Here is a 20,055-nt window from a genome sequence, read left to right on the forward strand (position 1 = left end):
CAGTTCATCCAACGGCGCCCAATCCGGTTTTGCTCTCCATCGCCAAACGAAGCATTCGGGCCAGGTCTGCCCGCCGATAGGGCTTGGAGAGCAGCAACACGCCCGGGTCAATCCGGCCCTGATGGCTCAACGCGTTTTGCGGATAGCCCGATGTGAACAGCACCTTGACCATCGGCCGGCGCCCGGCGACCTCCAGAGCCAATTGGGTTCCGTTCATTGGCCCGGGCATGATCACGTCCGTGAACAAGAGATCGAAGGCCGCGCCCCCGTCCACGATTGCCAGGGCCTCCGTCGCATTGGCAGCGACCAGGGTGTCGTAACCGAGCAGTTGAAGTTGGGAGATCACCGACGTCCGGACGGCGACATTGTCCTCCACGACGAGGATCGTTTCGGTGCCGCCCTCGAATGACTCATGCAGCCGCTCCGAGGTTCGATCCGCCGTCCGGTTTGCCCTCGGCAGAAAAATCTTGAATGTGGTGCCGCTGCCTTCCTCGCTATAGATCCGGATTTGGCCACCGGATTGCTTCACGAAGCCGTAAACCATGCTCAATCCCAAGCCCGTTCCCGCTCCGGCTTCCTTCGTCGTGAAAAACGGCTCGAACACCCTGCTCAGGAGCGCCGCCGGAATACCGGTGCCGGTATCGCTCACGGCGATCAGCACGTAACTGCCCGGTGGTACGTCGTCGTCCGACTTGACATCGCCAGGGTCAAATTCGATGCAGCTGGTCTGGATCTCAAGTTTGCCGCCGTGCGGCATGGCATCGCGGCCATTGATGGCAAGATTCACAATGGCAGCACTGAGTTGGTTTGGATCGACCAGCGCCGCGCACGCCTCCACCGTCGAGGTTACGCTGATGTCGATATCCTCGCCCAAAGTCGGGTGCAAAAGCCTCGCAACTTCCGCCACCAGCTCGTTGACGTCCACCGCACGCGGTTGCAGCGGCTGCTGACGGGAAAAAGCCAGCAGCCGCGAGGTCAGCTCCGCTCCGCGGTCCGCGGCATCGCTAATCAGTTGCGCGATCCCCGCAAGCTCGGGACGATCTGCGACCCCCGTGGCCAATATTTCGATGGTCCCGGTGATGATCGTCAGCATATTGTTGAAGTCGTGGGCGATACCGCCGGTCAACTGGCCGACCGAATCCATCTTCTGGGCCTGTGTGAGTTGCGCCTGCGCGGCGCGGCTTTCGGTGATATCTCTCAAGAACCCATTGATGATGTAGTCCTGATCACGACGAAGCGCGGTCAACGAAAACTCCGTCAGGATTTCGGTACCGTCACGCCGCAACGATTGAGCCTCGTAGCGCCAGCCAGGCAGCCCCTTTTCGAAATCCTGAAGAAACGTCGTCAATCCTTGCAGGCTCGCAGCTCGCCGTTGCTCCGGGATGATCAGATCGCGCAGAGTGCGACCGACCGCTTCGCCCCGAGACCAGCCCAACATGGCCTCGGCGTTCGGACTCCAGCGCAGGATCGTGCCGGTCTGGTCGAACTGGACGAACGCATCGAGTGATGATTCGATGATGGCTTGCGCCAACTGCTCACTCTCAAGCAGGGCCTTGTGTTCGCGCAATTTCGCCGTGTTGTCGCGGGCGACCTTGGCGGCTCCGATGATGGCGCCTGAACGGGATTTCACGGCCGAAACGCTGAGAGAGACGCCGATCCGTCGCCCGTCCTTTGTTATCCGGACCGTATCGTGATGACTGACTTTATCGCCGTTCCTGATCTTTTCCAGTATGGCTCGAACTTCCGGGCGCAACTCCTCCGGCACGATGATGTCGATGCTCTGGCCAATGGCTTCCAGCGGGGCAAACCCGAACAAGATCTGTGCAGCATGATTCCATCCGGTGATGATCCCATCAAGACTCTTGGTAATGATCGCATCATCCGAAGACTCGACTGCTGCGGCGAAAAGCTGATCGCGACTTTCTTCCGATGGACCACGCTCCGAGGCAACACTCGGGCGGGCGCGAACAACTTCATCAATTGCATGCGTCAATTCGTCCGGACGGAACGGTTTCGCCAGAAATTTTACATCGTTCAGTTCGGGATGCATGTCGCACTCCAGCGCCGTCACTCCCGATATCGCGATGATTGACATGATCGGCGCGCATTCGCGCAACGCGCGTATTGCAGTGACGCCGGTCATGACGCCCTGCAAGAACAGGTCGACAATCGTCAGATCGAAGTTCGAACTGTTAAGTTCGCGAAGACCCGCAGCCAGACTTTCAACTGCAACCGCCTCAAATCCCTTGAAGCGCAGAGCCATCGAAATGGTGGCACGAACAGCCAACTCGTCGTCAATAACGAGAATGCGCATGAATTCCTTCGGACTGCATTTGTGTCCTTTCGCTCCTGACGATGCGAGCGGGGCAACAGCCGGCTCCGGCGATCAGAGCAATGATGCTCCCGACATCTCCGTTCTGGCGCGCATGACGGGCTTTGCGCATCTCAGATTGCCGGAGCCAAGAGTTCAGGCACGGTATTCGTCTTCAGGCACTCGCCGACAATGTACAGCAGCGCGCTGGTGGTGAAAGGTTTCTTCAGGCAGTGAGATGCGCCGAGCTTGAGGGCCATATTCAGGAAATCCGGCGCCTGCGTTCGCGGCTCGGCAAATTTGTAGCCGGATATCGCGACGAGCGGGAGGCGCGGGGCGCTCTTGTGAAATAGGCTTATGGATTCAAGACCGCGCATGTGCGGCATGAAAATATCGACAATCATCAGACTGAAGCTGACGTCCTCGAGCGCCTTCAGTCCCGCCGCGGCGCCATCGGCGATCACGACCTTATGGCCTGCTGTTTCAAGCACGGCCTTGATCGCCGAACACACCAGCCAGTCGTCGTCCACCACGAGAATGCGTGACATCGATATTTCCCTGTCGTTAGTATCCGGCGGGCATTACTGAGGCCTTTGCACCACGAATCACTTTGACCAGACTGAGACAAAGGCAATTTTGCGTCTGCACTAGACCGTGCATGGAACCGCCAGCACAACCAACCGCCCTGCTTAGGGCCAGGAACATGTCTGTCTGCACGTAAGGGTGCATAGGACGCTGTATCGAAAGCAGCCGTGCGACATCGGGGCTTGCGACCCCGAGGACCGGCACCCATGTTGCGTACATTGTTGACCGAAAATACAGGGCATCGACAACAGAGAGACGAGTTGCGCTCCCGCCTTAAGGCCGGAGGTCGCGATGGATTTGCAGCAACGTTCGCCAAATCGATTGCTGGCCCGTTTGAGCCAGGCCAATTTTGATCTGGTCGGCGGCCATCTCAGAACCATCCAGCTCGTTCGATCAGCCGAGCTTGTGGCCGCCGGAGACGAGCTGGTCGACGCCTATTTTCCCCATAGCGGAATCATTTCGCTGATCGTTCGACTGACCGGCGGAGAAGCCACCGAGGTCGCGATGATCGGCAAGGATAGCGTGTTTGGCGCGTCAGCCGCGCTCGTTGGCCCGACGGCGCTGACCACCGCTGTCGTACAATTACCCGGCGCCTGCTCCGCGCTGCCGGTACGACGGTTGAAGGAGGCCGCGGACCAAAGCACCTCGTTGCGTGAAATCCTCATGAGACATGAGCAGGCAATATTCGTGCAGGCACAGCAGTCTGCCGGATGCATTGCGTCCCATCCCGCCATGGCCCGGCTCGCGCGGTGGCTGCTGCGCGCCAGAGACGCCAGCGGAATCGACGAGCTGGATTTTACCCAAGAGTTTCTCGGACAAATGCTTGGCGTGAGACGAAATGCTGTCTCGTACGTGGCCGCGGAGCTTCAGAGAAGGGGCGCGATACACTTCAACCGCGGTCATATCCTGATCGCGGATGCCGCAAGGCTGAAGGCCATAGCTTGCGAGTGTTATGCCACGGTGCAAAATGAGCTCAGCCAACTGAAACGCGTTCCGCTCGCTTGAAGACCGTATCATCGCAGGTCGGTTCAGCTGTTCGCGAAACCCATCATGTCGTCAACAAACTGATGGGTACTTGGCTCCACTCACCAGATATTTGGATGCTCCCGCCAGCCTTGGACGGCAATGAGGACGGTTCTGGCACCATGCACGGGCAGCAACGCACCGCCCTCGTTCATGCGTTGAGCCGACTTGCGAAACAGGCTGCTCCAAAGGATGCTAGGCGGTCAGCATCCAAAGGAAAGACCTCATGCCTGTCGACACCAAAGCCGCTACCGATCGCCTCATGCGCTTCCTCGCCATCGAGGGCGTCACCGGACAGGAGGCGGCGATCGGGCGTGAGCTTACCGCCACGCTGAAAGAGGTCGGCGTGCCGGCGAAGGCGATCCGGCTCGACGATGCCAACACGCGCATTCCGGTGCCGACCGAGACCGGCAACCTCATCGTCGACCTGCCCGGCCGCGGCGCGCTGCATAACCAGCCGCGGATCATGTTCATGACCCACATGGACACCGTGCCGCTCTGCGCCGGCGCCAAGCCGAAGAAATCCGGCCGCAAGATCGTCAACGAGGCCAGGACCGCGCTCGGCGGCGACAATCGCTGCGGCTGCGGCGTGCTGGTGACGCTGGCGGCCGAGCTCGAAAAGCAGAAGCTCGATCATCCGCCGATCACGCTGCTGTTTTGCGTGCGCGAGGAGAGCGGGCTCTATGGCGCGCGCCACGTCAAGCTGGACGAGCTCGGCTCGCCGGTGATGGCGTTCAACTATGACGGCGGCTCGGCCTCCAACGTCGTCATCGGTGCGGTCGGCGCGGATCGCTGGACCGTCGAGATCTTTGGCCGCGCCTCGCATGCGGGCGTCGCGCCCGAGCGTGGCATCTCCTCGACCATGATCATGGCGCTGGCGCTGGCGGACGTGAAGGCCGGCGGCTGGTTCGGCAAGGTGGTGAAGGGCAAGGGCGCGAGCGCGCGGATGGGCACCAGCAATGTCGGCCCCGTCACCGGCGGCGAGGGCCGCCCCGCGGGCGATGCCACCAATGTCGTCACCGACTACGTCCATGTGCGCGGCGAATGCCGCAGCCATGACGGAAAATTCTTCAAGGAGATCACCAAAGCCTACAAGGCCGCGTTCGAGAAGGCGGCCAAGAAGGTGACGAACGCGCAAGGCAAGTCCGGCAAGGTCAAGTTCAAGGCCGAGACCGACTATTATCCGTTCCGCATGAAGGACAGCCAGCCCGTCATCAAGCGCGCGGTCGAGGCCGTGTCGGCGGTCGGCGGCACCCCGAACGTCCGCACTGCCAATGGCGGGCTCGATGCCAACTGGATGGTCCGCCACGGCGTTCCCACGGTGACGTTCGGCGCCGGCCAGAACGAGGCGCACACGATCGACGAGTGGATCAATCTCGACGAATATGATCGCGCCTGCGCGCTGGCCGTGCAGCTCGCGACGATGCGGTGAGCGAAGCCTGCAGGGTGGGTTAGCCCTGCAGATGCGCAAAGCGCATCTGCTCGGCGTAACCCACCTCTTTCATCTTCAGGGCGACAGAAGTGGTGGGTTACGCTGCGCTAATCCACCCTACGAAACAAAAAGAAAACAGGGAGGCGACATGGCACGCATCGCGACAATCGAGTCCGGACTCTACCGGATCTCCCTGCCCGTCACGCTGTCGGACTCCACGCATGGCGAGATCGCGGCGTTCGAACTTATCACCTGCCGGGTGCGCGATGCCGATGGCGCCGAAGGCGTCGGCTACACTTACACCGTGGGGCGCAATGGCGGAGCCGTCGCCGACATCCTCAAGCGCGAGATCCCGCCGCTGGTCGAGGGGCACGAGGCCGACGACACCGAAGCGGTGTGGCATCACGTCTGGTGGGGCCTGCATTATGGCGGCCGCGGGGGACCTGCGGTGCTGGCGCTGTCCGCGCTCGACATCGCGCTGTGGGACCTCAAGGCGCGGCGCGCCAAGCTGCCGCTGTTCCGCCTGCTCGGCGGCTTCGATGCGCACGTACCGTGTTACGCCGGCGGCATCGACCTCGATCTCTCCGTCGAGGCGCTGCTCGCGCAGACCGACGGCAATCTCGCAAAGGGCTTTCGCGCCATCAAGATGAAGGTCGGCCGGCCCGATCTCAAATCCGACGTCGCGCGCGTTGCGGCGATGCGCAAACATCTCGGCGACGGCTTTCCGCTGATGGCGGACGCCAACATGAAGTGGACGGTCGAGGAAGCCATCCGCGCCGCACGCGCTTTCGTGCCCTACGACCTCACCTGGCTGGAAGAGCCTGTTATCCCCGACGACGTTGCGGGTCACGCTCGCATCATGCAGGCCGGCGGCGTGCCGATCGCGGCGGGTGAGAATTTGCGCTCGCTGTGGGAATTCAAGAACTACATCGTCGCCGGCGCGGTGTCCTATCCCGAGCCTGACGTCACCAATTGCGGCGGCGTCACCGCCTTCATGAAGATCGCGCGGCTGGCGGAGGCCTTCAACCTGCCCGTCACCAGCCATGGCGCGCACGACGTCACCGTGCATCTGCTCGCGGCCTGTCCGAACCGGTCGTATCTGGAAGCCCACGGTTTCGGGCTGGACAAGTATATCGAGCACCCGCTGCTGCTCGAGGACGGCAAGGCGCTGGCACCGTCGCGGCCGGGCCATGGCATCGGCTTTGACTGGAAGGGGCTGGCGAAGCTTTCGCCCTAGGCAACGCGCGTTGCTGCACGCGAGGCATTCCAAGGCGCGGGATGCAGGGCGCGGATAATCCGCTAAGGTGCCGGCAGACACCTTGCGAGAGATCCCCTGCCTTGACCCCCGAGCTGCACCAGAAACTGACCGCGTGGCGCCGGCATTTGCATGCCCACCCCGAACTGTCCCTCCAGGAGAAGGCGACCGCCGCCTTCGTGCAGGACAAGCTCACCGAGCTTGGCATTCCCTTCGTGCCTGAGATCGGCGGCCACGGCGTCGTCGCGACGCTGACGCGAGGGGCTGCCCAGGGCCGCGTCGGCCTGCGCGCCGACATGGACGCGCTGCCGATCACCGAGGACACCGGCCTGCCCTACGCTTCGACCACTCCCGGCGTGATGCATGCCTGCGGCCATGACGGGCATACCGCCTCGCTGCTGGGGGCCGCGGCGCTGCTCGCCGCCGATACCAGCTGGAGCGGCACGGTCGATTTCATCTTCCAGCCGGCCGAAGAAGGCTTTGGCGGCTCGCGCGCCATGGTCGCCGCCGGGCTGTTCGAGCGCTTTCCGATGGACCGGGTGTTCGGCTTCCACAACTGGCCGGGCCTGCAGGCCGGCACCATCGCGGTCCATGACGGCGTCGTCATGGCCTCCGGCGGACGCGTCATCATCACCATCGAGGGCCATGCGGGTCACGCCGGCATGCCGCACCTGACGCGCGATCCGGTGATGGCGGCAGGCCACCTCATCGTGGCCATGCAATCGATCGTGTCGCGCAGCGTCGATCCGCTCGATACTGCCGTGCTCTCGCTGTGCACGCTCGAAGGCGGCACGGCGCGCAACCAGATCGCGGGACGCGTCACGATCGGCGGTACCCTGCGGTACCATCGCGAGGCGGTGAAGGACATCCTGCTCGCGCGGATCGGCGAGATCTGCGCCGGTGTGGCGACGAGTTTTGGTGTCAAGGTCACGCCCGAGATCGTCATGGGTGTCGGCGTCGTGGTGAACTCACCGGCTGAAGCGGGCCTTGCGCGCATCGCTGCGGAGAACGTGCAGGCCGCGGTGCGCCGCGATCTCGCGCCCAGCATGGCGGGCGAGGATTTTGCCCATTATCTCGCACGGCGGCCGGGTGCCTTCGTCTGGATCGGCAACGGCGAATTGCGCGACGGCGCCGAGCTGCACGGTCCGCGCTACGATTTCAACGACGCGATCCTGCCCGTGGCATCGACCTGGATGGCCGAGGTCGCCAAGACGGCGCTGAATGCGAACTAGAAAGGCGCGGCCGGCTCTCCGGCCGCCGCCATCACGCCTCGTCCAGAACCTCGAACAATTCCTCGACCCGGTCGAACGGGGCTTTGCGCATCTGGCTGTGATAGACGACGCGGTCGCCGTCGCGTTGCAATGATCGCCCGCGGGATTTCCGCAAACGGCCCGGCAGGAATGTCGCGGCCACCGCGCCTTGCCCGACGTCGAGGCGGACGATGCCCCTTCGCCTGCAATCGAGCCTGAGCCTCGCCGCAGAGAAGAAGTCACGGGCGCCCGGTGGCAATTGCCCGAACCGGCGGGAGGTTTCCTCCTCGAGATCGTCGAGCTCGTCCTCGCTCCGGCACCGTGCGGCACGGGCGTAGAGCTCCAGCCGGACGGGCTCGGACTGCACATAGGTTTCGGGAAGCATGTCCGCGACCGGCAGATTGAGGTCGGGCACCCACATCTCGACCCGTCCGTCATCGACCTTCTCGGACGCCATCTTCAGAAGATGGCTGTAGAGCACCGGCCCGAACACCTGGACATGGCCGGATTGCTGCTCCGAGAACAGATCGCCCGCGCCTCGTAAGTCAAGGTCGCGCTCGCTGATGGCAAAGCCCGCGCCCGGCCGGCTGAACTCCTCGAGGACCGCGAGCCGCTTCTCGGACTGCTCGGAGCCCGTCTCGGTCAGCAGATAGGCGAAAGCGCGGATGCCGCTGCGGCCAACCCGTCCGCGCAGCTGGTGCAGCTGGGCAAGGCCAAATCTCTCCGGCCAGCAGACCACGATCGTGTTCGCGCGCGGGATGTCGAGACCGCTCTCCACGATGTTGGTCGCGAGCAGAACGTCGGCCTCGCCCTCGACGAAGCTCATCATGCGGTCGTCGATCTCGTCGGCCGGCAATTTGCCGTGGAGACAGACGATGCGCAGATCAGGTGCGACTGCCTGCACGCGCGCCAGCATCGGCTCCAGATCCTGGATACGCGGACAGATCAGAAAACTCTGGCCGTGACGCCTCTGCTCCCGCAGCAGCGCCGAGGCGATCGCGGCATCCGACAAGGGCGCGATCTTGGTTGCGACCGGCAGCCGGTGCACCGGCGGCGAGGCGATGATGCTGAGGTCGCGGAAACCGGCAAGACCTGCGGCAAGCGTGCGCGGGATCGGCGTGGCGCTCATCCACAGCGTATGGACGCTCTTGGCCAATCCGGAGAGCTTGGCTTTCTCGGCCGCACCAAAATGCTGTTCCTCGTCGACGATGACGAGGCCGAGATCATCGAACTTCACGTCCTTCGAGGCCAGCGCTTGCGTACCGACCACGATCTGCATCCGGCCGCTGCGCAAGGCCTCCTTGGTCTGGCGCATCTCCGCAGCCGACGTCGCACGCGACATGTTGCCGACCTCGATGTCGAACGGGGCAAAACGCTTGCGGAAGGTTGCGACATGCTGCCGTGCCAGCACCGTCGTCGGCACCGCAATCGCGACCTGCTTTCCGGACAGCACCACGGCGGCGGCCGCGCGCAGCGCTACCTCGGTCTTGCCGAACCCGACATCGCCGCAGATCACCCGGTCCATCGGGTGGCCGGATGCGAGATCGTCGAGGACGTCATTGATCGCCTTGGCCTGGTCGACCGTCGTGAAATAGGGAAAGCGCGCGACAAATTTCTCGTAGGCCGACCCCGGCGGCACCAGCTTCGCAGCCCGCTTCCGCCGGCGCTGGCTGATGTGCTTGGCAAGCACCTTGCCGGCGAGCTGGATCTCCCGCTCCGCCCCGGTGCGGCGCGCCCACCATGTGCTGCCATCCGCCTTGTCGAGCGCCAGCTTGCCGAGCTCGGTCGAATAGGGCCACATCACAGCAAGATCAGGCGGCGGCACCAGCGCGGCGTTGTTGCCTGCGAACACCAGCCTGACCATCTCGCGCATCGCGCCGCCGCCGGTGTTCACGGTCTGCAAGCCATCGAGCACGGCGAGGCCGCGCTGGAGGTGAACGACCACCGTGCCCTGCTCCGGCACGTCGGCATGATCGAAGGCCGCGCTCAAGCTGCGCGCCATCGGCTGCGCATGATGGGCCCTGCTGCCGAGCACGTCGGACGCGGTCAGGACGACGACGGGCTTGCGTCCGGGGATGACGAAGCCGGCGTCGAGGTCGGCGAGCAGCGCTGCTTCGCCGCGGGCGTCGGCCGCCTCCTTCCAGTCCGCGCAGCGCTCCGCCTTCACGCCGCTCATCCGCTCCATCGCGCGCAGATCCTCCTCCTGCGCGGCGACGAAGATCAGGCGTGAGCCGGCGCGCCACGTCTCCTCGACGAAGGCACGCAGAGCCTTGCGCGACGATGTCAGCTTCGAGAATTCGGGCGTCGGCTGGAATGGCGCCGTCGGCGGCAGCACCTTCATGCCCCTGGTCGCCTGCTTCCAGTCGCGCGTTGCCAGATATTCGCGCTCCCTGTCCGCGCGCGCCCCGGCGTCCTCGATCGTGCTCAGCCAGGCGTCGGCGTGCAACGGAACGCCCGCATCCGCGATCCATTTGGCGCGTCCGCAATAGTCGAACAGCGTCGCACGCTTGCCGCGGCTGGCGATGGCGAGCCGCTCCGACATGGGGTCGACCAGAAGCTCCCTGGTCTCGAAAATGACCTTGTGCTCTTGCGGGTCGAAGGCCACGATCCGGCTGATGGTGCGCCCCGAATGCTCGATCCGGAACGGGCCGAGCGCGCCTGCGGGGAATATCTCGAAGGTCTGCCCGTGGAACAGGGCGCCGCCCGGATAATCCGGCTCGTCCTCCAGATCATACCCCAGGGACTCCAGCCGCCCGCGAAGCTCGGCTTCCGAGAAGGTGCCGCCGACCTTCAGGCTGGTGTTGAGGCGGAGCAGGCTCGCCGGCACAGGCAGGCGCTCCATCACGGCTTCCGCGGTCGAGATCAGGAAGATCGGCTTTTTGGATTTCGCCAGACGCCGCAAGACGGACGCGCGGCGGCCTGCGATCTCGTGAGACGGTTCCAGCTGATCGAACGGCAAGGTGTTCAGGCGCGGAAACACCAGGACCTCGCAGGATGGCTCAAGGCCATGAATGATGCTGCCGAGCCGCTCCGCCCTGTTCTCGCTCTCGGCGAGGAACACCAGGCCGCTGCGGCCGGACAGCTTGTATTGCGCAAGCAGATGCAGCGCCATCATGCCAAGGGGCGACGACGACGAGACAGTCGTGCGCTGCGACGCCTTGCTCTTCCTTGGCGAGCTCTTGCGCAGCGGGTTTTTGCGCGAGCTCTGCTTTGGCGAAATATTCTTCAGTGACGTCTTCTTAAGCGACGTCCTGACGGGCGCGTTCTTGCTCCGCGGGAGCTTGTCTCCCGACTTTTTGGCCAGCCGCTTTTTTGTGGAATGCCGCACGTTTATCAGTCTCAAATCGTCAACAATCATCGATGGCACGCGAGCCGAGCCCGCCCCGATTCGGCGGTCCGTCGCCATGCATATGGGATTTGCCGTGCGAACGCACGCGTTCAGCAGCGCGGATCCACCCGACACCACGGTGCTCTCGCCATGTTTCGATGAGGCGGTACTGTGATAGACCGGATTGCGGGGCGCGGCGTGATGCGCGGCACGCTGCGGCATCATCGCGGTGCTGTCAAGGACGCGGCGCCCCGCCGACGCCTGGCCATCACGCTTGTTCCCACCGGAATTGCGCCAGCTCTTCCGCGGCCACCAGATCGGTCTGACCGCGGAAACGAGCCCAGCACATCGTCATCAGTGCATCGTGCCCGACATCGGATCGGCGCGATCAAAGACCGAAGCTGTCACGCGCCGTGCAGGTCACGGTTTCGATCTTGTTGCCATCACGATCACGCGCGCGGCTGCGCGTGGCCGGCCCATCAGCGCGTGGCCGCAATCCTGGCGCGGAAGGCCGCCTGCCCCTGCATGATCTTGTCGAGCAATGCGTCGAGCGCCCAGAACCGTTCGCGGATGTCGAAGTCGACGGCGCGGCTGCCGATGCATGAGAACGTGCCAAGCCTCTGATGGTACAGCTTCGCCAGCTTGGGATAGCCCATCGGCTCGGCCATCGCGGCGAGCGCGAGGTAGACGGAGAGATCGTCGGCCAGTGCGGGATGCCGCGAGCTGTCGGTCAATAGCCATTTGTAGAGATCAGGGTGGAAGTTCGTGAACACGCCGGTGAAGCCGGCGGATCCGGCCTTCATGGCGTCAAAGGCAATCGCCGCATTGGCGTTGACGATGGCGAGCGACGAGCTTTTCGTCAACGCCACGCGGCGCTTCACGGTCTCGAGGTCGCAGGAGACGTCCTTGAGGATCGCGAAACGTCCGCTCCCGGCACAGAACGCCAGCTCGTCGTCGGACATGAGCCGGCGGAACGGTGCGGGACATTCGTAGAGGCCGAGCGGAAGATCGGCGGGCAGCGCATCGAGCAGATGGCGCAGATGGTCCATGAAGACGGTGCCGCCCTGCCGCTTCGGATCGAACCGGTTCGTCACCAGGACCAGTCCGTCCACGCCGGTCGCGGCGATGGAGGTCAGCTCGGTCACCTGATCCTCGTGCGATTCACTGACATGGCCCGACGCGATGACGGGTACCCGTCCCGCCGCCTTCTGGACGACGAAACGTGCCAGCGCGATGCGCTCCTCGAGGCTCAGGAACTGCATCTCGCTCGACTGGGCCACGGCGAACAGCGCGTCGGCACCATTGGCAATGTACCATTCGACCAGGTTTTCGAGGCCCGCATAGTCGATCGCGTTCGCTTCGGTGAACGGCGTCAACATCACCGGAATGATGCCTTTGATGGTTGCAGTCACAAATCAGCTCCAAGGACGTTGAAATCGGTGACAGGCAGGAGCCCGTCGCTCACGCGCCTTGCAACGCGTGAGCGCAACTGTTCGAACCTGGCGATCAGTCGCCAGCCACTTCCTTGATGCGGGCGATCATGTCGTCGACGGCCTTTTCGACCGGCACCTTGTTGGTGACGATGGCGTTCACGGCCTTGATCCAGACGTTCTCGTTGTAGAGCGTGGTGAACTTGTAGTTCTTGCTCATCTCGTAGCCGCCGACGCCGGCGAAGAACTGGTCGCGCTCGGCGCGGCGATGCACATCGCCGTCCCAGAAGGCGGACTTCTGGCCGGCGACCTTGACCGGGAACCAGCGGCCGAGCGCGCCTTCGACATAGGGCTGGAGGTTTTCGTCGCGCAACAGGAACGAGACGAACTCCTTGGCCCGCTCCTTGTTCTTGGCCTGCTCGAAGATCAGTCCGATCACCACGGACGCGCGGGTGTGGACCGGCGTGCCATCCGGCTTGTCGGGCCAGACCATGGTGCGGATGCGGTCATAATAGTTCTTCTTCGCTTCGTCCCGCTGCTCGGCGGTGAGCGTCTCGTTGTTGGCGTCATCAAGCCATTTGCCGGGCACCGAAATCGTCGAATTGTGCGTCATGATCGTCGTCTTGTTGTGGAAGGCAACGTTGTTGTCCGGATCCTTCCAGCTCGTCGCCGATTGCGGCGTGCAACCCTTCGCGGCGAACTCGATATAGTCCTTCATGGCGGCGACGAGGCCCGCCTTCACCTTGGGATCGTCGACCAGGAGCTTGCCGTTGTCGTCAACGAGCACGACATTGTAGGCGTCCATGAACACCAGGAACGAGATAAAGCTGTCGGTGGCGTCGACGCCCATGGGGTGGCCGATGCCATAGATGCGCTTGCCGGATGCCTTGCGCACGGCCGGCTGCGCCTTGTCGCACCAGAACGACCAGAAGCCTTTCCAGTCCTTCGGGATGTCGGTCTCCTTGAGACCTCCCTCCTCGAGCATGTCCTTCCAATAGTGCAGATGCAGCGTCGCCTGCTTCAACGGGAAGGCGTAGTAGGCCTTCGCCTTGGTCTTGTCGTTGTACAGCCTGACCGTTTCGAGCGAAGCCGGCGTGAACTCGCCCTTGATCGGCTCGAGGATGGAGCCGAGATCCACCAGCTTGCCTTCGGACGCCCATTTGCCGGCGCCCTGGAAATGGTAGGTGTCCGCATAGGTGACGTCGGGCGGACTGCTCGCATCGAGCGCCGCTACCAGCTTCGGCATCATGTCCTGCGTCGCATATTGCGACAGCTCGACCTTGACCCCGGTCTTGGCCTCGAACTTCTTGATGACGGCGAGCAACGCGTCTTCCTCGGCCTTGTAATAGCCCTTGTTCCACCAGACCACGAGCTTCTCCTCGGCCGCCGCGGGGCTCATCGTTCCCATCACCGGCAAGAGCAGAGAAACCGCCATCGAGCAGTTTCGGACCCACCGCAAAAGGCTATTCCGCATCGTCGTTTCCTCTCCGTCCCATCCCGGCGAGGAGCCCGCCGGTTGCTTTCATGGCTTTTAAAACGGGCTCATGTAAGCGCTTACATAATAGCTGTCAAGCGTCCCTCGTCCGGGCATTTTTCGTGTTTATCGAAGTGACGATTGTTGCCGCCGCCGCTCGGGCTTCAACGGCCTTGCGCCTCGCCCGCACTCTGGCGGATCTTCAGAACGGGCAGGATTTCCCGGGATTGCACCTGCGCCTGGCGGCCCGCGATCACGGCAAGCAGCTCGTTGGCCGCCAAAATGCCGATCTGCTGATTGTCGACCTTCATCGTCGTGAGCCCGGGAGAGAAGCGCGATGACATCGCAAGATCGTCGAAGCCGGTAATCGAAAAATCCCCGGGCGCCTCCAGGCCGCGTTGCCGTGCAGCCATCAGCGCGCCGAGCGCCAGATTGTCGTTGCCGCAGACGATCGCGGTCGGCCGGCTCCCGACCGCGCGCGTCATCAATGTCGCAAAACTCTCCGCGCCGAACTCCAGCGTCGACGGACCCATCATCAGATCCCGCGCTGCGATCTCCAGGCCGGCCGCCGCGAGCGCATCGCGGACGCCGCGAAGCCGTTCCTTCACGCGGTCGTTGTTGGTGTCGGGCTGAAAGATCGCCGCGAACCGGCGGTGACCGAGGGACAGCAGGTGATCCGTCATGCGATGAAAGGCGGCGCGGTTGTCGAAGCCGATGCACGGGTGCGGCGACAGCTTGCTGTAGGCGTACGTCACGACATAGGGAATGCCCCGCGCATTGAGCGCGTCGAACAGCTCGGGCGGATGATTTTCACCGACCACGGCCAGCGCTTCCACGCCGCGCGCAAGCATGGCATCGGCCTGCCTCAGGCCTTCGCCCGGATCATAGTTCGAGCAGCCCAGGAACAGCGTGAAGCCGTGTTCGCTGAACACGCTCTGCATGCCGCTGATCTGGTGGGCAAAGATCTCGTTGTCGAGCGTCGGGATGATGGCCCCGGCGATATGCGTCCTGCGCGAGGCCAGCGCCCGGCCGGCCGCATTCGGAATCCAGTTCAGGGCGCGCGCGGCGTCCTTGACCCGCTGCCTGACCTCTTCGGACACCTTGTCGGGCTCGTTGAACGCGCGCGAGACCGTCGCGGTCGAGACATTGGCCTTGCGGGCGACCTCCTCGAGCTTGACGCGACCGCTGCCGCCACGCGCTCTCTTTGAAGCTGCTACCATCCCGGCCACGGTTGAATGCGATTTGATCAGTGCTTTGCCATGGGTCACACGGGTCCTCAACGAAAATCTCCTCGTGTGGACCCAGGCGCGGCTCCATGCACACGCCAGCGCTGCACAGCATGTCGCCGATCGTCGACCGGTCTCGAACAGCCGCGCGTACAACCGCGACCGGACGTCGTGGGGATGGGACCGGATCAATACGAGGGATCGGGAGCAGCCGGGATTGCGTGTGGCGAAGGCGGCGCCAGGATTGCTAAATCTTCAGGGCGCCCCGGCTTCCGGCATTCAGGCCGAACAGCGCTCGGCAACAATCCGCGCCCCCGCAGGCGCGTGTCCCGCCACATGCTCGATCATCGTCAGCACGCGAGGACTTGGTCAGCAACAATCATCAGCGGCAAGAACTGCAACTTGCGGCGGCAGGCATAGCCACGAAGGCTGCTCCGATACCGAATCCGAGCATCGCCACCAGTGCAATCCGTAGGACTAAAATCCGGGTCATCTCAAATTCCTCCTGAACTACGTCTTAAAGTAGCATTGTACACCAGATACGCCGCGCGGGCAAACCCGGCTGTCCCCTGCTCCCCTCCGGGAGCGCCAATTTGCCTGCAAGAGGAGCCATTTACATCGCTTTTGGGTCAATTGGTCGCATCGCCATGATGTCGCCGGCCGGCGGCCCGCGGCGCCCGACATCGGCCAAGCTATCCGCGGGTCGATCATCGAAGTCTCATCTCGTAGCGCGGTTGAGCGTCGCGCAGTGCGCCGGCAGATCGGTCGTTGTGCGCTTGATCTTTGCCGTCGAATTCATGACTTCTTTTTTGAAGTTGCCCGTGAAGTAGTTGTTGAGAAGAAGCAACTCATGGGTCGGCTCGTATTGTTTCTCTGGAATGGCCTTTTCCAGTTGCGCCGACGCCTCATCATCCTGCCCCAGGACGTGCAAAGCCAGCGCATATCGGAAAATCACTTCGGCATTATCGAGTTTGTCAGCCGCGAATTTCAGCAGGACGACCGCCTTTTCGAAATTGCCCTTCTGTTCCGCGTCATCTTTCGCCGGCTTCTGCATGAGAATGTAGGCGAGCGTATCCGCGGTACCGGCGGCGGCCCACTCCAGATAAGGTTTGTCTTTGGTCTTCGTATAATAGTCCATTGCGGCCGTGGCTGCGGTTTCGGCATCTCCATCGCCGATCTCTCCGTAGGTCGCCAGAGTCCACGCTCTCGTATTGTTGAGCGCAGCCAGCTGCTCCGCTTTATCTTCCTCGGTGAGGCCCATCTTCTCGAGCATGTTTCTATTGAAAGTATTCTTGGCCAACAGGGCTTTGAGCCTCTCGTTTTGCCTGATGTTCTTCCGCGGATATTTTTGCTCGAGAAGCGCGATTTCATCAAAGCCCCATCCACGGGCCTGCCACCAAGGCGCATCGGCAAAGTTTGGAACATTGTCGTCCGAAAACTTCATCCGCTTGAATGACGCGCCCGTGATGTCGGCGCCGGAGAAGTCCGCCTGTTTGCACAAATAGACGCCGTCAAAAACCGCCTGATAAAGATAGGCGTTCCTGAAGCTGACATTCTCGAGGACGGCGTTGCTGAACAGGGCCGAAGAGAGCGTGGCTCCATCGAAGACCACATTTCTGAGTTTCGAACCCTTGAATTGAGCGCCGGCCGCTGCGATCCCGTGCAGATCCTTGCTTGCCTGCCCGGCGAGCCTGAGACCTTGCACCTCCAGTTTCTGATGATAGGTCGCCAACCATCGTATGTCGTCGACTTTCCTGTCATCCGGGACTTTGTCGTCTTCCATTTCGTGAACGACCGACGAAGATTTTATCGGGACGTAGAGTTTCTCGTAAGCGGACGAACTGGCCAGAGCAACCACGCCGACGACGATCGCAGCCGTCACCGCCACACTCAGTTTGATAATGTTCCACCGGCTGCTTGCATTGATGAAATCGGTTTCCCACTGCTTGAGGTTGCCGTATTCGCGGAACCGGCGGATGAGACGCCAGTCGAGCAACGCGCCCTTTGAACGGTTGCTGCCGATCCAGCTCAAGGCCAGATCGCTGAGGTTCTGGCGCTTGTCGATTTCCTTGGCCAGCCAGTCCCACCGGCGCGACAGGGCCAGATAGGACAGCGAGAGCTCCTCGCCCTCCTTCGTCGGCCGTCCGACGAGAATGCCGGCCTGCTTTAGGCCATCGAGCAGCCCGTCGACCCGGCCCGCCTTGCCGAATTTAGTCAGCTCTTCGCGGCGCGTCGGCTTCGAACTGATCTCCTCATCGTGTTCCGGAAAGTTGAGGACGCCGAGCAAGACGCGCCGGACGAGGTCCGTCTGCTTCGTCGAGAGCCCCCGGATGAAATCATCCCCCCGTTTGGCCGTGGCGTCGATCACGGTTGGATCGAACGGTTCGAGCTGATTGTCGGGGCGATCCTGGTATGCCGGATCCCGCTGCGAGGTGACGACCGACGAATCCGCGCTCCTGGATTCGGACTCTTGCGCAAAACTGGCCGGTTGCAGCTTGGTGAAGGCGCTGGCGACCCAGTAGTCGATCAACCCCTGGGCTTCCCTTCGGTCGACCAATGTATCGAGCACGGCACCTGTCGCGATCGCACGAGAAATGAACTCCTCGATCTGCATCGAACCCGCTTCGGTCAGCGAACCGGTGCGCTCGTTGATCGGCAGATTGTCGAACAGATTTTCATGGGCGTGCCGCAGCGCGTCCATCGAGGGATACGGCTCGTGGTTCTGGTTGGCGGCCGTCATGGCTGCAATGCTCCAAGCAGGCGGTTGAGCGCCGGAGCCAGTTGCACGATCTTCTCCGACATCATCTTGACCGACTCGTCGAGTCGATAGAACCGGTCGTCGCAAGAACCTGAAAAGGCAAGCAGCGCGATCTTGCCCTGCTCTCGTTCGGCCGGGTCCGGCCGCGCGCTGGGCGTTGCCGCGATCCACTTGTCGAGACGCTCCAGCAACCGCTTCGACCAGAGCGCCTCCGGATACATGCCGCACAGCGCGCGCAGCCGCTTTTCGAACAGCGGCCACTGAAAGATTTTTCCCTGCGGCTGATGCCGGATTGAATTCATCGCGCCTTCGACCTCGGTGCTGACGGCCTGCCAGGCGAAATGCTCCTTGATCAGGCCCGCAACGCAGACACGAACCGTACCGACCGCCGCGGCACCGCTCGCGAGGTCCTGCGCCTCCGCCGGAGTCGGATCCGTCATGCTGACCACCTCATCGATCATGCTCATCAACGCGAGGAGACCCAGCTTTCCGGCCGCTTCCGCCAGGGAGCGGTTGATCTGCGGAGCTGCCGTCGTAACCGCCGATCGCAGCGTCGTATAGACCTGGCCGCGATCGTTCATGCTGGCGGACGGATCCGCGACTTCGTGCATCTCGTCGCTGCGTGCCTTGAGCGCGTTGATCCAGCCCATCTCCACTTGCTCGGTATCAAGTCCGCGGATCTTCTCTTCGGCATCCTGGGCATAATCGTGGATTTCTTCCGCGAAGCGCTCCAGCGCCGCATTGGCCTTCGGATCGGCCGCGGGCGAGCTGAGCGCCAGCTCGATCGCTTCCAGCTTGAACTGCAAATTGTGCAGGATGTTATGAAGCGCCTTGTATTGCGCGACGACGTGGACCTGCTGCAGGATGATCAGCACGTCGCCACGATAGCTGTTTGCGATGACGCTGGCGGGAGCGTTCGTCCGGACCAGCGCCGACAGCACGTCGAGCGCTCGCGCGGCCTTGAAAATCATGCCGCCGATATCGGCGGGGTTCAGCACGTCCGGAGCGTGCCTCTTGCAGAGTTCCCGAAGTTCGTTGTTCGCCGGCCGAGCCCTCAAAGTCGCGTTCAGAAGCGCTTCCATCGGGCCGGATCCCTGCTGATTGGCCCATGTCAAAAGATATGTAACGATGGTCTCGAACTGCTGACCCGGATTGGTCACCTGGTCGAGCTCGAGACCCAGTGAATATTTGACGATCGTTCCGAGCGCGTTATCCGCAACAGAGAATTCCTTCACGTAAATGGGAATGAGCTCCTTGATCTGATCGTCATTGAGAATCGTCTGCACCGTCGGCATCTGCTGAACCGACAGCACCGGATCGAGAGCGGCGAAGAACTTGACCGGACAGGCATAGACCACACCGCCAATGGTGTGATCTTCGTCGCCCAACGCAAAACGCATCAGGCCGACGACGACGTCCCGCATCAGCACCGGGCCGCCGGACAATCCTCGGGCGTCGCCGCCGATCCCGCCAGCCAGCTGTTTGCTGTAGAGCTGGATCGCCGGTCCGCCGAACAGTTCGCCGGCATGATTGGTCACGTCGCCGCTGACGGTCAGCCCATCCGCCGGCTGCATGTTTGCGTAGCCATAGGTCTCCCACTCGCCGCCGGAGCGGTGGAGCTCGCGCAGCGCCAGCGGCGTATGTGCCTCGGGGGGCGGCGGCACCTCGCAACGGAGCAGCATGCAGTCGGCGATCCGATCCCACTTGACCGGCGTAGCCACGGTCTTGTGGCCGGGGACCTTCGGGTTTCGCCGGAACTCCAGATTGATGTCCTTGAAGAACACCGGAACTTCCAGGTTACGATCGGCGACGTTGTGCAGAGCCGTCGCCACAAGGTCATGCGCTACGAGAAAAGCCGTTCCACGGACCAGCCCCGTCGGGCTCGTCGCGGTAACTTCGGCGATCACCGCACGCGTGTTTTCGTCCATTCCGCCTTCCCGCAATACACATCGTCACAAATACATATCGTCACGATCGTCCGGC

Annotated in this window: 13 protein-coding genes; 5 read left to right on the plus strand and 8 right to left on the minus strand. The window is 62.8% G+C overall.

Annotation, left to right across the window (positions count from 1 at the left end):
* Nucleotides 1–4: 4 nt before the first annotated feature.
* Together AC1RR3_RS06940 and AC1RR3_RS06945 are read right to left on the minus strand one after the other, a co-directional pair.
* Nucleotides 5–2,314: a PAS domain S-box protein gene (locus AC1RR3_RS06940; RefSeq protein ID WP_492820710.1), complete on the minus strand. Its 2,310-nt coding sequence runs from the start codon at nt 2,312–2,314 to the stop codon at nt 5–7.
* Between the two features lie 131 nt (nt 2,315–2,445).
* Nucleotides 2,446–2,859, minus strand: a complete 414-nt coding sequence (locus AC1RR3_RS06945; protein ID WP_492820712.1) for a response regulator — start codon at nt 2,857–2,859, stop codon at nt 2,446–2,448.
* A 328-nt stretch (nt 2,860–3,187) separates the two neighbouring features.
* Here AC1RR3_RS06945 and AC1RR3_RS06950 point away from each other — a divergent pair, with 328 nt between their 5' ends.
* The 4 genes from AC1RR3_RS06950 to AC1RR3_RS06965 all read left to right on the plus strand — a co-directional run bounded on the left by AC1RR3_RS06950 (nt 3,188) and on the right by AC1RR3_RS06965 (nt 7,838).
* Complete coding sequence (locus AC1RR3_RS06950) at nt 3,188–3,901, plus strand: Crp/Fnr family transcriptional regulator (RefSeq protein WP_492820714.1); 714 nt, start codon at nt 3,188–3,190, stop codon at nt 3,899–3,901.
* A 244-nt stretch (nt 3,902–4,145) separates the two neighbouring features.
* Nucleotides 4,146–5,351, plus strand: a complete 1,206-nt coding sequence (locus AC1RR3_RS06955) for a M20/M25/M40 family metallo-hydrolase (RefSeq protein ID WP_492820716.1) — start codon at nt 4,146–4,148, stop codon at nt 5,349–5,351.
* Between the two features lie 148 nt (nt 5,352–5,499).
* Complete coding sequence (locus AC1RR3_RS06960) at nt 5,500–6,588, plus strand: mandelate racemase/muconate lactonizing enzyme family protein (protein WP_492820718.1); 1,089 nt, start codon at nt 5,500–5,502, stop codon at nt 6,586–6,588.
* Nucleotides 6,589–6,689: 101 nt separating this feature from the next.
* Nucleotides 6,690–7,838 (plus strand): amidohydrolase, encoded by a 1,149-nt coding sequence (locus tag AC1RR3_RS06965; RefSeq protein ID WP_492820720.1) that lies wholly within the window; start codon nt 6,690–6,692, stop codon nt 7,836–7,838.
* 31 nt (nt 7,839–7,869) lie between these two features.
* Here AC1RR3_RS06965 and AC1RR3_RS06970 read toward each other — a convergent pair whose 3' ends face one another.
* Nucleotides 7,870–10,971 carry a DEAD/DEAH box helicase gene (locus AC1RR3_RS06970; RefSeq protein ID WP_492820721.1) on the minus strand — a complete coding sequence of 1,034 codons (3,102 nt, stop codon included), beginning with the start codon at nt 10,969–10,971 and terminating at the stop codon, nt 7,870–7,872.
* Between AC1RR3_RS06970 and AC1RR3_RS06975 the strand changes: the two genes are divergently transcribed.
* Nucleotides 10,970–11,359 carry a hypothetical protein gene (locus AC1RR3_RS06975; RefSeq protein ID WP_492820723.1) on the plus strand — a complete coding sequence of 130 codons (390 nt, stop codon included), beginning with the start codon at nt 10,970–10,972 and terminating at the stop codon, nt 11,357–11,359. The two genes, AC1RR3_RS06970 and AC1RR3_RS06975, sit on opposite strands and share 2 nt — an antisense overlap.
* A gap of 304 nt (nt 11,360–11,663) precedes the next feature.
* Here the strand turns inward: AC1RR3_RS06975 and AC1RR3_RS06980 are convergent, their stop codons facing one another.
* From AC1RR3_RS06980 to AC1RR3_RS07000, 5 genes are all read right to left on the minus strand, one after another.
* Nucleotides 11,664–12,596, minus strand: coding sequence for a dihydrodipicolinate synthase family protein (locus AC1RR3_RS06980; RefSeq protein WP_492820725.1), 933 nt, complete (start codon nt 12,594–12,596; stop codon nt 11,664–11,666).
* A gap of 94 nt (nt 12,597–12,690) precedes the next feature.
* Nucleotides 12,691–14,049: an ABC transporter substrate-binding protein gene (locus AC1RR3_RS06985; protein WP_492820727.1), complete on the minus strand. Its 1,359-nt coding sequence runs from the start codon at nt 14,047–14,049 to the stop codon at nt 12,691–12,693.
* A gap of 203 nt (nt 14,050–14,252) precedes the next feature.
* Nucleotides 14,253–15,308 carry a LacI family DNA-binding transcriptional regulator gene (locus AC1RR3_RS06990; protein WP_492820729.1) on the minus strand — a complete coding sequence of 352 codons (1,056 nt, stop codon included), beginning with the start codon at nt 15,306–15,308 and terminating at the stop codon, nt 14,253–14,255.
* A gap of 724 nt (nt 15,309–16,032) precedes the next feature.
* The gene (locus tag AC1RR3_RS06995) at nt 16,033–18,054 is read right to left on the minus strand and encodes a pentapeptide repeat-containing protein (protein WP_492820731.1); all 2,022 of its coding nucleotides are present in this window, start codon (nt 18,052–18,054) and stop codon (nt 16,033–16,035) included.
* A complete protein-coding gene (locus AC1RR3_RS07000) occupies nt 18,051–20,000 on the minus strand; it encodes an effector-associated domain EAD1-containing protein (RefSeq protein WP_492820733.1) in 1,950 nt (649 codons plus the stop codon). Before AC1RR3_RS07000 ends, AC1RR3_RS06995 begins: the two co-directional genes overlap by 4 nt.
* Between the last annotated feature and the right edge of the window lie 55 nt (nt 20,001–20,055).

This window comes from Bradyrhizobium sp. GW821-FHT13H05, assembly GCF_058804065.1.